Origin of the sequence: Mycobacterium sp. SM3041 (assembly GCF_039668335.1) — a bacterium.
GTDB lineage: Bacteria > Actinomycetota > Actinomycetes > Mycobacteriales > Mycobacteriaceae > Mycobacterium.
In genome coordinates, this window is sequence record NZ_JAYXBQ010000046.1 from 44,538 (window position 1) to 57,690 (window position 13,153).

Genomic DNA, 13,153 nt, shown 5'->3' on the forward strand with positions numbered 1-13,153 from the left:
GCTCAGCGCTTGGTTGATTTCTCATCCCGCCGCCGGCCGATTTGCCGAAAGCCCGGGTGTACCGCCGGGGTCAGGCCCTGCTGATCGGCGAGCGTGGCGAGCAATTCGTTCAGCGTCTTGCGTTGTTGGCTGGTCAAGCCGGCAGTCAGCTCTTGTTCGTGCTCGCGCGCGATCTCCGAAAGCGTCTGCATCAACTTCTCGCCCGATTTGGTCAGGTACAACGCATACAGGCGCCGGTCGGTCGGGTTGCGCCGGCGCTCGACCTCACCCTGTGACTCGAGCTCGTCGAGGTACGCGACCACTCTGCTGGGCAACAGGCCCAGCCGCCCACTCAGCTCCTGCTGACTGAGGCCTGGCTCGCTGGCGATCATCCGCAAGATGCCGGCGTGTGGGGGTGTCAGCTTCACGGCCACAAGGCGTTCGGCGAACAACTGAGCGGCGTGGTGGCCGAGCTGGGCGAGCAGGAACGAAACACCGCCCCGCTGCTGGGCGCTGGAAGCTGATGACATGGACGAACAATACATGGACGAAACCGTTCATTTCGTGAATGAGGTTGACGCATCCAGTTCACCAAGAATATCGTTCATGTCATGAACGATTATACCCGCGATCGACCGACCGCCATGAGCCGGGCGCCACAGCAAGGCGGGCCGCCGCTGTGGCTTCTCGGCACGATTTCGCTCGGCCTGCTGCTCTGTGGCGTCATCCTGGGTGTCGTGCTGGGCGGCATGCCGCCGCTGCCGTACGGGAATTCAGCGGCGGTGCTGGACTACTTCCGCGCCCATACATCGTCCGCGCAGGTGAGTGCGGTCTTCGTCTTCGGGTCGTCGGTGCCGCTCCTGATTTACGCTGCCACGGCCAGCGCGCGGCTGCGGCAGCTCGGCGTCACCGCGCCGGGCGCGACCATCGCCCTGGCCGGCGGTGTCCTGGCCGCCGGGGGACTCGGTCTGTCGAGCTTGCTGCTGTGGACACTGTCGCGGCCGGAGATCAGCACCGACGGTCCACTGATCAACGCGCTCTACTACCTGGTGTTCCTCACCGGCGGCGTGGCACACGTCGTGATGCTCGGCCTCCTGACGGCGGGCCTGTCGGTCCCGGCGCTGATCCTGCGCTTGGTGCCGCGGACCCTGGCGTGGATCGGCCTCGGCATCGCCGCGGTGGCCGAGCTGACGACGCTGGTTCTCATCTGGCCGCCGGCCGCGCCGCTCCTGCCGATCGCCAGGTTCTCGGCTCTGATCTGGCTTGTCGCCGTCGGTGTCCTGCTACCGAAGCGCCGTGCCGCCCGCAACCGGCAAGAGCAGGCTGTCCCGGGCGGAAGCGCATGAGACTCAGCGTCAGCGTCACCAACTTCTCGTGGCCGGAGGGGCCAACCGCGATCCGCGCAAATCTCACCGCGGTGGCTGAATTCCTCGATGGCACAGACGTCGACACGCTCTGGGTGGCGGATCATCTGCTGCAGGCCGACCCGGCCAGCCGGCTGGACGAGCCGATGCTGGAGGCCTACACCACGCTCGGGTTCCTGGCCGCCAAGACCACGGAGTTGCGGCTGGGGACCTTGGTCACCGCAACGACTTTCCGCGACCCCGCGGTGTTGATCAAAGCCGTCACCACTTTGGATGTATTGTCCGGCGGGCGAGCATGGTTGGGACTCGGCGCCGGCTACAACGCCGACGAGGCGCGGGCGCTCGGCCTGTTCCTACCGCCGACTGGTGAACGGTTCGACCGCATGGGCGAATTGCTGGAATTGGCCCGCCGAATGTGGGACGGCGACGAATCTCCTTACGAGGGTTGCTATTACCGCGCTGAACGTCCCATCGGCCGGCCACGGCCGATCATGCGGCCGCCGGTGCTGATCGGCGGCACCGGCGAGCGTCGTACTTTGCGCATGGTCGCCGAATACGCAGATGCCTGCAACCTGTTCGATATCCCCAACGGGGAGAGCGTGATTCGCCGCCAACTCGACGCGCTCGGCCGGCACTGCGCCGAGATCGGGCGACCGCCTCAGGAGATCGAACGCACTCTCACCACCGCATTGACTCCCGGTGAGTCCGCCGACCAGCTGGTCGAACGTTGCCGGAAACTGGCGGGTCTCGGTATCCAGCACGTCGTCGTGATCGCCCGCGGCCGGCCGTGGACAGTTAGCGAGCTCGGTGAGGTGGTCAGTGCCGCAAGCGAACTCGTGACAGTAGAGCCCAGCGCTGCCGGTGGGTCCACGTAGAGCGTCTGGCGATGTGTCAGAGCGTAATCACATGGAGGTGACCGGTGTGGGCGCGAGTGAGATAGGCAGGTAACTGATTCCACGCAACAGCGTGCTGTCGTTCATGGCCGGCGTCCCGGCGAGAGCCAGGCGGGGGAACCGCTCGAACAGCGCTTGCAGGCCGATCTGCAGTTCCATCCGCGCCAACGGAGCACCGAGGCAGACGTGGCTGCCGGTGCCGAAGCTGACGTGGTCGCGGGCGTTGGAGCGGGTGGCATCGAATTCGTCGGGGCGTTCGAAGACAGCTGGGTCGCGATTGGCGCCGGCAAGGAGGACGAAAACGGCCATCCCGTCGCGCACCGTGTATCCGTCGACCTGGACTTCCTCTGTCGCCACTCTGACTCCGATCTGGGAGACCGAGTCGTAACGCAGGATCTCCTCGACAGCGTTGGCCCAGCCGTCTGGTTGCGCTTGGAGACGAGCGAGCTGGTCCGGGTGAGTGACCAGCGCGACGACACCGCTGCCGAATTGATGTGCGGTAGTGAGGAATCCGGCACCGAGGAGTAGACCGGCGAACGTCCTGACCTCGAAGTCGGAGAGTTCGGTGTCCTGAACAACGGCGGACAGGATGCTGCCATCGGCGCTTACACCGCGCAGTCGCTCGATGTGGGCGGCAAGGTAGCCTTCGAGCTCGCGTAGCGCCGCGACGGCGGTCTGGAAATTACGCCACGACGGTGCGGTGGTGGTGATCAACTTCGAGGTCGATTCACCCATTTCGTACAGGTAGGGCGCCTCCGCACGGGGAATTCCCAGCATGTCCGCGATGATCTCGATGGGGATTCGGGACGCGTAGGCGACCGCCAGATCACATTCGCTACGGCCGTCGTCGAGTTCGTTCAGCAAGCGGTCGGCGACCTCGTGGATGCGATGCCGAAGCCCGTCGGTGGCTTTCGGCGTGAAGGCCCGCGACACCAGACGCCGCAGCCGCGCATGGTCGGGTTCGTCGACCATCAGCAGTGACGGTGGTTCGACCGGATTGATCACGCGGGGATTGGTCTTCTCGAACAGACGCTGGATGGTGCGGAATGGCGACCGATCGTATGGTTTGGCAGTGCGGAATCTGTTGTCGCGCAGGATTTCTCGGGTGATTGGCAGATCGGCGGTCACCAGGGCGTTACCGCCGAACGCCGGCGCCATGCGTCCCTGTTCGCGAATCTGCTCGATCAGGTCATACGCGCAATCATGTTGACCGTCATCGAGAAGCAGCTTGGCAAACGGGTCGCCCCGGCGCGCGAGCAGCTTCAGTGTCGCGCGCGGGAGCCCGTACCCCATCAGCCAATGTGCTCGGGTTTTCAGATCCATATTCACGTTGTTCGCCCCCCACGGATCGACTACCGCTCAGGTTAGAGGGAAACGCCGCACGGAACTACCAGGATCGAAATCATCGGTAGTAACCATCGCTGGCCAGGATCTCGACGCCGCGCCAGCCCCAGTAGACGCGGTGCGCCTGGATCAACCCGTCCTCGATCTCCATGACCTCCACAAAATCCATCTGCTGGCCGTCCGGTGTCTCGCGGGGGTACTCCCAGGTCGCGCGGCGGCCATCGGTGAAGAATCCGGCACGGTAGTAGTGCCGCTCGTCCGGAGTACGTGCCACCACCTCCGTCAGGAACGGTCGGAGTTCCTCGTGTCCTCGACACACCCCCGGACCACCCAAGATGTGCGCTGCCACCGGGCTTTCCAGAGTGGCGTCCGGTGCGTAGCAAGCCAACAGTGCCTCGACATCGTGGTTCGCCAACGCCTCTTCCCAAGCACGCGTGACTGCTTCGATGCCTGAGCGATCGACTTCGTCAGTGTTTTCGGAGTTCATGGTTCCAGAATGCGCCGCCGATACTTCGGTGCTGGTCGAAGCGTGGCGTCATGGCCGGATGCCATGACGTAAATGATTGGCCGCCAAAGGCGGCCGCTGCTACTTTCGTCGGCAGGCCAGGTGAAGGACGAGGAGGTGGTACCCGTGAACGAATCGACGTGGGTGCTCCTTGCCAGGGCCACAGTCGGGCGATAGGTCGTCCCGGGAGCGCCGTCTCACAGCACTCCCGAAAGGCACGGCCAATGGACTTCATTTCCGAACAGCGTCTCGACGACGGCAGCGTCGAGCGCACATTCAGTCTCAACGACATCCCGGGCATCCTGTGGACGCCCGGCTCTTCGCCCGCACCGCTGATCCTGCTGGGGCATCCCGGCGGTCTGCGGCAGATGTATCCGCGACTCGCGAATCGTGCCCGCGACGCTCTGCGCACGGGTTTGCCGCCGCCACCATCGAGCTGCCCGGTAGTGGTGATCGTCCCCGCTTGGCTGAACTCGAGCGGGCCCGCGCCGATCTGCGCCGGGCGCTGGCAACGGGCCGGCCTGTCAGCGACATCGTCGACCGCCTCGTCCTCCCTTTGGTCGATGCCGCCGTCCCGGAATGGCAGTTGGCCCTTGACGTGCTCCTCTCATTGCCCGAGATCCGCGGCCCGGTCGGCTTCTCCGGCGGGGTCATGGCCATCGGCATCCGGTTGGCCGTGGTCGAATCACGCATCGTCGCCGCTGGTCTGTTCGCCGGCAGTTTCGTGCCTCGCGTCATGTTCGACGAGGCACGTGAGGTCACGATTCCTCTGCACGTCCTGCTGCAGTGGGACGACGAATCGAATGACCGCCAGATGGCGCTCGACGTGTTCGATGCCTTCGGCTCCCGGGAAAAGACGTTGCACGCCAACATGGGTGGCCACATGGGTGTCCCGAAATTCGCGGGGGAGGACGCGGCGCGCTTCTTCACCCGGCACCTCATGCCGGCCCGGTGAGCGCGCGCGACGCCGAAGTGGCTCCGTTAGGGTCGTGACCGGGACGGGACATCAGCTGCAACATGACGCGCACCACAGGAATGACGTGAGGGGAAACCTATGAACACGAGCACGTACCGCCGCACAACCGTCGCCGGCCTGGCCGCTGTCGCACTGACCGTTGCCGGCTGCAGCACTGACACGAGCGGCGATGTCTCGGCGCAGCCGCAGGTCGCGTTGGTCGTGACGTCCGAAGTTCCGGCGCCGCCCACCCAGGTGAAGCTCATCGGGGAGAGGGACGTCGAGGTCACGCTCACCGGCCCGATCGCCGCCAAGTACGCGTCCGCCACGGACAAGCAGAAGGCGGCCCTCGGCAAGCCACTGACGGGCGATCACAACGCCGGTACCCGCGACAGCGGCGTCGTCTTCCAGCAGTTCCAGGGCGGCGCGATCGTGGCCAAGAACAGTCAGCCGGGCACGCCCGCCTACATCATCTGGGGCAAAATCCGCGAGGCCTGGAATGTGCAACGCGACGCGGACGGTGTGCCGTCGGTTAGCGGTACGAACGGCTCGGCAGGCCCGTTGGGCGTCGTCACCAGTGACGAGACTCCCGCCGGCGACCAGCTCGTCGCGACGTTCGAGCACGGCAAGATCGCGTACAACACGACGACCCGCCAGGTGGAGGTGACGGTCAACGGCAAGGTTGTGCCGTCCGGGCTGTAGTGGCAACTGCCTGTCACTGCCAGGGACAGGCGCGCCGCGGATCCGTCACGCACGATGGAAAACATGACGGACGCACGCGGATCAGGCGGGCAGCAGCTGGCGGACTTTCTTCGTAGTCGACGGGCAGCGGCCGACACGGCGCTACTGCCGGGGCTGGTCGGGCTGGGGCCGCGCCGGGTGCCCGGGTTGCGCCGCGAGGAACTGGCCGAAGCGGCTGGGGTGTCGTTGACGTACTACACGCGCCTGGAGCAGGGACTGGCGACCAATCCCTCGACCCAGGTGCTGGACGCGCTGGCAAGGGCCCTCGGGCTCGACGAGGCCGAACGGGCGCACTTGCAGCGGCTGGCCGCGGTCGGCGACAGGAAGGTGCCGTCGGAGCGAACCCGGCTGCGTCCCGATTGCGTCACCCTGCTGGACGCCATGCCCGACGTCGCCGCCGTCGCACTGTCGCCGTTGCAAGACATCATCGCCTGGAATCGACTGGGCCATGCGCTGCTTGCACCGCACCTGTCACCGACGGCGCCGTACAGTGCCGAACCGCCCAACAAGGTCGCGATGATGTTCATCGACGCACACGCGCGCAGCCTCCATCGCGAGTGGGAAGCCGAGGCCACCTTGGCAGTGGCTTCGCTGCGCTATGTCAGCGCCGGCCATGTCGCCGAGGCCGACCTCGCCCGTCTCGTCGGCAACCTGAGTGTGGCCAGTGAGGACTTCGCGCAATTGTGGGCGGCGCAACCCGTGGCGTTGTGTACGCACGGCATCAAGCGCTACCACCACCCGGTAGTGGGGCGGTTGGACCTGCATTTCCAGATCCTTCATCTGCCCGAAGACAACGGTCACCGGCTGCTGTTGCAACACGCCGAACCCGGGTCCAGCGATGAGGCTGCGCTGCGCCTGCTGGCCAGTACGACCATCACCGAGTAGCACCGTGTAGCGAATATCGCTGCGCGGCAACAAGAAACACGCAATCCAAGGAGCTCGCCCGTGGATAGTTCCACCCTGCCCAAAAACAGTCTTCCCGCGCCGACGCGGCGACTTCATCCGGGTCTGCCCGCGCTGGCGCTCGGGGGGTTCGGCATCGGCCTGACCGAGTTCGTCATCGCCGGGCTGCTCACCGACGTGGCCGACGCACTGCACGTCAGCGTGCCCACTGCCGGCGCGCTGATCTGGGGGTACGCCCTGGCGGTCGTGGTGGGCGCGTTCACCGTCACTGCCGCGCTGTCGCGCCGCCCGCCGAAAACCGCACTGCTGGTGCTGCTGACCTTGTTCGTCATCGGCAACGGATTGACCGCGCTGGCACCAGGTTTCGGCGTCGCAATGCTGGGCCGGATCATCACCGCGCTGTGCCACGGCGGATTCTTCGGCATCGGCGCCGTGGTAGCCGGCGATCTGGTCTCGCCCGAACGCAAAGCGTCTGCCATCGCCGTCATGTTCGGCGGGCTGACCCTGTCGAACGTGCTCGGCGTACCGTTCGGCACGTTCGTCGGCCAGCATCTCGGCTGGCGCAGCGCGTTCTGGATCATCAGCGCACTCGGTGTGCTGGCAATCGCCGGCGTCGCCGCGCTGGTTCCCCGGTTACCGACACCAACACCGGTAGGCAACAACCACTTCGCCGTCCTGTATCGCCGCCAGGTCATCGTGTCGATCCTGCTGACCATGATGATGTTCGGCGGCGTGTTCGGGGCGTTCATCTATGTGGAACCGCTGGTGACGCGATTGACCGGTTACGGCGACGGCGCCGTGCCATGGCTGCTGGTCCTCTTCGGAATCGGTTTGTTCATCGGCAATTTCGTCGGTGGCTGGGCTGCCGATCGTGATCTCACCTGGGCCCTGCGCATCTTGTCTCTGCTGCTGCCCGTCGTACTCATCGCGTACGGGTTGCTCGCGTCCTATCGGATACCAGTGGCAGTCCTGCTGGTCGTCATGGGCCTCGTCGGATTCGCTGCGACGCCCGCTCTGCAACTGCGCGTCATGCGTTTCGCCGATGACGCGCCGACCATGGCCTCGGCGGCCAACATCGCGGCGTTCAACCTCGGCAACGCCATCGCATCGGCGATCGGAGCCGCGACCATCGCCCTGGGCCTGGGCTGGCGTTCCCCGGTGTGGGTGGGCGCGGCGATGGCGCTTGTCGGCACGTTGCTGGTGTTCACCAACAGCCACGGGGAGGCACAGTGACCGAGTCGCCCGCGCTCCATCCGCAGGCGCGCGCCCACCTGGCCGCGGCGGCGACAGCGCCGGGTATCGCGACGTTGTCGGTGCCCGACGCGCGCCTGGCGATACTGGGCTACCTGGACCTGCAACGGCCGGCACCCGCAATGGCACAGGTGCAACACCGGTTCATCCCTGGTCCGACTGCCGACCTTCCCGTTCGGATCTACCGGCCGACGCACGATCGCGGGCCGCATCCGGTGATTGTCGTGTTGCACGGCAGTGGCTGGGTGATCGGCAACCTCGACCTCGTGGACGAACCAGCCCGGGTCCTGGCCCGCGACACCGGGTACGTCGTGCTCGCCGTCAACTATCAGAAGGCACCCGAGCATCCGTTTCCGGTTCCGCTGCAGGACTGCATGGCCACCGTGCGCTGGGTACATACCCACGCCAGTGAATTGGACGTCGATCCGGGCCGGCTGGCCGTGGTGGGTGACAGCGCCGGCGGCAACCTCGCCGCCGCGACCACCGCCGAGTTGGCCGGTACCGACGTCACGGTCGCCGCTCAGGCTCTGCTCTATCCGGCGCTGGATCGGCGCATGGCCGCACCGTCGTATGCCGCGTTCGCCCGTGGCTTCGGTCTCGACGCCGTCGATATGGCCTGGTTCTGGAACCACTATGTCGACGGGGACGCAAGCGACGATCCGCGGGTTTCACCGTTACGCGCCAACAGCTTTGCGCATCTGCCGTCCACGTTCGTGGCGACCGCCGGCCATGACGTGCTGCGCGACGAGGCAGAGGCGTACGCCGGGCTCCTCCGTGACGCCGGCGTGGACGTCGTCGCCCGGCGCTACCCCGGGATGATTCACGGTTTTTGGTGGATGGACGCTGCGCTCGACGAGTCACGCACGCTGCAAAGAGATCTCGCCGGATTCCTGGTCGACCGCCTCAGCCGCTGACCCCGCCGGCTTTCGCCAGGATCGCCCGCGCCGCACGCTCGGCGATCAGCATGACCGGCGCGTTCGTGTTCCCGGACGTGATCGTGGGCATCGCCGAGGCGTCGACGACACGAAGGCCGGCGACGCGGTACACGCGACAGTCGGTGTCGAGCACGGCGCCCGCTGACCGCGGAACACCTTGTGCGTCAAAGGCTCCCATGGCGCACGTGCCCACCGGGTGGAAGATGGTCGTGCCCAGTTCCCGGGCCGCCTGCTGCAGATCGTCGTCACTGACCACCTGCGGGCCGGGGAGGAGCTCCTCAGGGCGGTAGCGAGCCAGCGCCGGCGCCGCCATGATCTCCCGCGTCATCCGCAGGCCCGTGACGGCGGCTTGATGATCGGCGTCGGTGGACAGGTAGTTGCACATGACCTTCGGGTTGATCAGCGGGTCCGCACTGGCAATGCGTACATGCCCCCGCGAACTGGGGCGCAGATTGCAGACCGAGGGTGTGATCGCTCCGAAGCTGTGCAGCGGTTCCCCGAACTTGGGCAACGACAACGGCTGCACGTGCCATTCCAGATCGGGGCTGGCCAGCGCGGGGTCGCTCTTGGCGAAGGCGCCGAGCGTCGAGGGCGGCATCGTCATCGGCCCGGAGCGCAACATCAGGTACTGGAGCCCCATGCCGCCGCGGGTGAGCCAATTCCGGTACAGCGTGTTGACCGTCTGGGCGCCCTGCACCCGGTAGATCGTGCGGAGCTGCAAATGGTCCTGGAGGTTTTCACCGACCCCGGGCAGATCGACGGCCACGGGCACGTGGTGCTGGGAGAGCAGCTCGGCCGGCCCCAGACCCGAGGCCTGCATGAGATGCGGTGATCCGATCGCACCGGCGCTCAGGATCACCTCGCGGCGCGCGTGGACGTCGACGAGTCGGCCGTCTTTGCGGAGCCGCACACCCGTGGCACGGTGTCGAGCGGTGGTCCAGGCACCGGTCCGCTGATCCGCCCGGACTTCGTCGTCCATCAGCAGCTTCACGGCCTGGGTGTCGGTGTAGACGGTGAGGTTGGGTCGGTGGGCGATGGGATGCAGGAAAGCGTCGGCCATCGACCAGCGACGGCCACGCCGTTGGTTTACATGGAAGTACGCGCTGCCGGCATTGTCGCCGCGGTTGAACTCATCGATCGGGGCGATACCCACCTGGGCCGCGGCGGCCTGCCAGGCGTCCAGGATCTTCCAGCGCACCCGCGGTGGCTCGACGCGGATCTCGCCACCGGTGCCGTGCCAGTCGTCGGCCCCACCGAAGTAGTCCTCGAGCTGCTTGTAGATCGCGAGCGTCTCGCCGGTACTGTCCGGGCCGCCCCATCGCCATCGCTCGTCGCCGGTTGCTTGCGCCCAGAGGTCGTAATCGCTTGCCTGCCCACGCATGTGGATCATGGCGTTGATAGACGAGCACCCGCCGAGGACGCGGCCGCGCGCGTAATGAATGCTGCGGCCGGCCAGACCCGGGTCGGCCTCGGTGGTGAAGCACCAATCGGTGCGGGGGTTGGCAATGGTGTACAGGTAGCCCACCGGCACCTTGATCCAGAACCAGTTGTCCTTGCCGCCGGCCTCGATCAACAGCACCCGATGATCGGGGTTGGCGCTCAGCCGATTGGCGAGCAGGCAGCCGGCACTACCTGCTCCCACGATGACGAAGTCGAATTCGGCAACGGGGTTCATTCCGGGATCGGTCCTCCAGGCGTCGGATTGGTGTCCCAGTGTGCGTGATCACCCGCCGGTCCGTACACATCCCCGCAGCTGAGCGCATGTCGATGTCGTGGCGCCAGTCCCGACATCGCGGTCACATGCACCGGCCCATCGAATGCTGGCTATCTCGAATATATGAGAATTCACAGTTTGCACCCCTGGCAACCTGGCCGAACATGTGATGCAATCAGGCGTCAGCAAATTAATGCCAGGGCAGCGCGCAACGGCTGCGACAGGTTTGACGACTGCGGACACCCAGGTAACCCGTTGGGGGGAGATGCACCATGCGTTGGCTACAGCAATGGTGGCGTCAGTCCGATCACTACGACTGGCTCATGGGCTACGTCAAGTTCCGTGGACTGTCGGGGCTGGTCCGCACGATGATCGCCGGCGTGGCCATCATGACCAGCCTGGTCCCGATGGCACTGCTGACGGTCCCCGAAGGTCCGGTCGGCGTCGTCCCGCGGTTGGTCACCCGCGCGGCCATCGTCGGATTGCTGCTCGCCGGCCTCATCTGGGTCGTCGGACTGCCCAGCCGCCGGCGGTCCACGGTCTTTGCCACCCTGGTCACGACGTGTATTGCCGCCGTGGCACTGTCGTGTAGCGACCCGGCCGTCGGGATCCTGGTCTGCACCACGTTCGGCGTGCCCGCGGCGTACGTGGCGTTCACTCATCGGGCGATCCACGCGGCCTACAACTTCCAAGTGGCAATGATCGTCGCGGCGGTGGTGGCCTTGCGCCTGACAGCGTCCGGCCGCCCCGTCCTCGCGGCGTGCGCGATGTGGTTGATCTTCATTCTCACCGTCACAGTGCCGGCCAGCATTCAGATCGTCGTCCACGCGCTGGGAACCGATCTCATCCGCGCGGACTGCGACCCGCTGACATTTCTGCTGAATCGGCGTGGCTTCGGGATCAAGGCCCAGGAACTGATCCATCGGGACCGGGGTACGGCCGCGCATCTCATGGTGACGGTGATCGATCTCGACGGTTTCAAACTCCTCAACGACAGCCGCGGTCATCTCTTCGGTGACCGTGCGCTGATCGCCGTGGCCGAGATACTCCGCAAGCAGACGTCGCACGATGCCGTGATCGGTCGCACCGGAGGCGACGAATTCCTGATCGCCGAGACCACTTACCGACCCCAACAATCGTCGGCCGCCGAGCGCCTACGTACGGCGATTGCCGCGACGCCGTACGCCATCACCGCCAGCGTCGGCGTCGCGACGGTCGCCCTGGCAGATGTCGACGACGCTGCCGCCCCCACGATCATCGACGACCTGGTGATGGCGGCAGACCTCGAGATGTACGCGGCGAAACGCTTGGGCGGCAATGCTTCCCGGCACGCAGGCGGAGCGCATGGGCAGTCCGCCCTGAGGCTCGCCGAATAGCGTCACGGGCATCAACCTTGGCCGACCCCGTGGGCATCGACGGGGTTCACCCGGGGAACCACCAGTGGGTCCGCGGGAGTGAAGGGGAACGCCGGCAGATCATCGATGTGAGTGTTGAACGCGGCGGCCAAGACTTCCCGTGAATAGGCGGTGGCAGAGGCTTTGAAGCCGATGTCGGCGGGGAACGGCTGATCGAAGAAGATCAGGAAATGCCAGTCGTCGGTTCCGATGTTCTCGATGTGATGCGGGTAGGCGCGCGGGATGAAGTACATGTCTCCCGTTGTCAGGTTCCACGTGTCCAGCGAGCCATCCGGGTTCATGATGGTCATGCGCGCATCGCCGTACTGCACGTAGCCCATCTCCGCGGTGACGGGATGCCAATGCGGTTCGCGCATACCGCTTTCGGTGACGCGAAGCGAGTACATCGAGATGTCCTTCAAGGCAGGCCAGAACTGGTCGCGGGCGAATCGTGCGTTGCCGCTGGCGTAGTTGAGACCCGGCGCTTGGGCTTCGACATCGAACTTGTGCGGATCGTTGAAGTGGGCAGCGGCGGGGATGCTGGGGTCGCCGGTGCGGGCTGCCAGTTTGTGGTCGACGGTGCTACGACGGATCTTGTTGATGTCGGACGACGGTAGGTCATAGGTGTTGCCCAACACGGCGTCGGTGAACGCGCCGAAGGTTGCGCCCAGACCGAAGTCCTCGGGACGTTCGTGGCGGAAGGCGATGATGAACTCGGCGACGTCGGTACCGATGTTCTCGATGTGGTGCAGTGCACCGGAATCGATGTGGAACATCTGCCCTGCGGTGACGATGAAGTTCGAGAACACGCTGTGGTTGTCGAGGACCGACACCAGCGCCGTTCCTGAGACGCAGTAGGTGAGTTCGTTGGCGTTTGCGTGCCAGTGGGGTGTGCGCATGGCGCCGGGGTTGAGCAGCAGTCGCTTGATCGACAGATTCTGCAGAATCGGCATGGCATCAGCGGTGACCCGACGCATCGAGCCGTGTTCGGATTCCTCGACGATCTCGCCGCCCAGGAGCGAGACGGTGTGGCTGCTGCGGGCGATGGACGTTGTCATACGGAGCCTCCTCGTTGATCAAGCCGACAGAGGTCAGTGTTGTCGGCTGGAAGCTTGCCGTCATGGACACCGGCGGTAATCCGTGGTGGCGGAAAGCGCTACTGCGTTCATACCTGC

12 protein-coding genes and 1 pseudogene are annotated in these 13,153 nt (G+C 65.7%); 8 read left to right on the forward strand and 5 right to left on the reverse strand.

Translation table 11 applies throughout. The annotated features are described in order from the left end of the window. Positions 1–2: 2 nt before the first annotated feature. Entirely contained in the window at positions 3–509 is a 507-nt protein-coding gene (locus tag VXD91_RS15250) for a MarR family transcriptional regulator (RefSeq protein WP_346415807.1), read from the reverse strand. An 81-nt stretch (positions 510–590) separates the two neighbouring features. Between VXD91_RS15250 and VXD91_RS15255 the strand changes: the two genes are divergently transcribed. Next, on the forward strand, positions 591–1,325 hold the full coding sequence (locus VXD91_RS15255; protein WP_318985043.1) for a hypothetical protein: 735 nt from the start codon (positions 591–593) through the stop codon (positions 1,323–1,325). Continuing rightward, positions 1,322–2,218 carry a TIGR03560 family F420-dependent LLM class oxidoreductase gene (locus VXD91_RS15260; protein WP_346415808.1) on the forward strand — a complete coding sequence of 299 codons (897 nt, stop codon included), beginning with the start codon at positions 1,322–1,324 and terminating at the stop codon, positions 2,216–2,218. Before VXD91_RS15255 ends, VXD91_RS15260 begins: the two co-directional genes overlap by 4 nt. Before the next feature lie 27 nt (positions 2,219–2,245). Here VXD91_RS15260 and VXD91_RS15265 read toward each other — a convergent pair whose 3' ends face one another. Together VXD91_RS15265 and VXD91_RS15270 are read right to left on the reverse strand one after the other, a co-directional pair. Then, complete coding sequence (locus VXD91_RS15265) at positions 2,246–3,559, reverse strand: cytochrome P450 (RefSeq protein ID WP_346415809.1); 1,314 nt, start codon at positions 3,557–3,559, stop codon at positions 2,246–2,248. Positions 3,560–3,638: 79 nt separating this feature from the next. Beyond that, positions 3,639–4,067 (reverse strand): nuclear transport factor 2 family protein, encoded by a 429-nt coding sequence (locus VXD91_RS15270; protein WP_318985046.1) that lies wholly within the window; start codon positions 4,065–4,067, stop codon positions 3,639–3,641. A gap of 242 nt (positions 4,068–4,309) precedes the next feature. Here VXD91_RS15270 and VXD91_RS15275 point away from each other — a divergent pair. The 5 genes and pseudogenes from VXD91_RS15275 (at position 4,310) to VXD91_RS15295 (ending at position 8,849) form a co-directional block, all read left to right on the forward strand. Beyond that, positions 4,310–5,040: pseudogene (locus VXD91_RS15275) on the forward strand (alpha/beta hydrolase). 99 nt (positions 5,041–5,139) lie between these two features. Further along, positions 5,140–5,742, forward strand: a complete 603-nt coding sequence (locus VXD91_RS15280) for a hypothetical protein (RefSeq protein ID WP_318985047.1) — start codon at positions 5,140–5,142, stop codon at positions 5,740–5,742. A gap of 63 nt (positions 5,743–5,805) precedes the next feature. Beyond that, positions 5,806–6,666: a helix-turn-helix transcriptional regulator gene (locus VXD91_RS15285; RefSeq protein ID WP_346415810.1), complete on the forward strand. Its 861-nt coding sequence runs from the start codon at positions 5,806–5,808 to the stop codon at positions 6,664–6,666. A gap of 60 nt (positions 6,667–6,726) precedes the next feature. Continuing rightward, positions 6,727–7,917 carry an MFS transporter gene (locus VXD91_RS15290; RefSeq protein ID WP_318985049.1) on the forward strand — a complete coding sequence of 397 codons (1,191 nt, stop codon included), beginning with the start codon at positions 6,727–6,729 and terminating at the stop codon, positions 7,915–7,917. Continuing rightward, positions 7,914–8,849 (forward strand): alpha/beta hydrolase, encoded by a 936-nt coding sequence (locus tag VXD91_RS15295; protein WP_346415811.1) that lies wholly within the window; start codon positions 7,914–7,916, stop codon positions 8,847–8,849. Before VXD91_RS15290 ends, VXD91_RS15295 begins: the two co-directional genes overlap by 4 nt. Here the strand turns inward: VXD91_RS15295 and VXD91_RS15300 are convergent. Then, positions 8,839–10,545 carry a GMC family oxidoreductase N-terminal domain-containing protein gene (locus VXD91_RS15300; RefSeq protein ID WP_346415812.1) on the reverse strand — a complete coding sequence of 569 codons (1,707 nt, stop codon included), beginning with the start codon at positions 10,543–10,545 and terminating at the stop codon, positions 8,839–8,841. The two genes, VXD91_RS15295 and VXD91_RS15300, sit on opposite strands and share 11 nt — an antisense overlap. 311 nt (positions 10,546–10,856) lie before the next feature. Between VXD91_RS15300 and VXD91_RS15305 the strand changes: the two genes are divergently transcribed. Next, complete coding sequence (locus tag VXD91_RS15305) at positions 10,857–11,960, forward strand: GGDEF domain-containing protein (RefSeq protein ID WP_318985052.1); 1,104 nt, start codon at positions 10,857–10,859, stop codon at positions 11,958–11,960. Between the two features lie 11 nt (positions 11,961–11,971). On the opposite strand, the gene VXD91_RS15310 is transcribed toward VXD91_RS15305, so the two are convergent. Continuing rightward, a complete protein-coding gene (locus VXD91_RS15310) occupies positions 11,972–13,036 on the reverse strand; it encodes a cupin domain-containing protein (protein WP_346415813.1) in 1,065 nt (354 codons plus the stop codon). Positions 13,037–13,153: the final 117 nt, after the last annotated feature.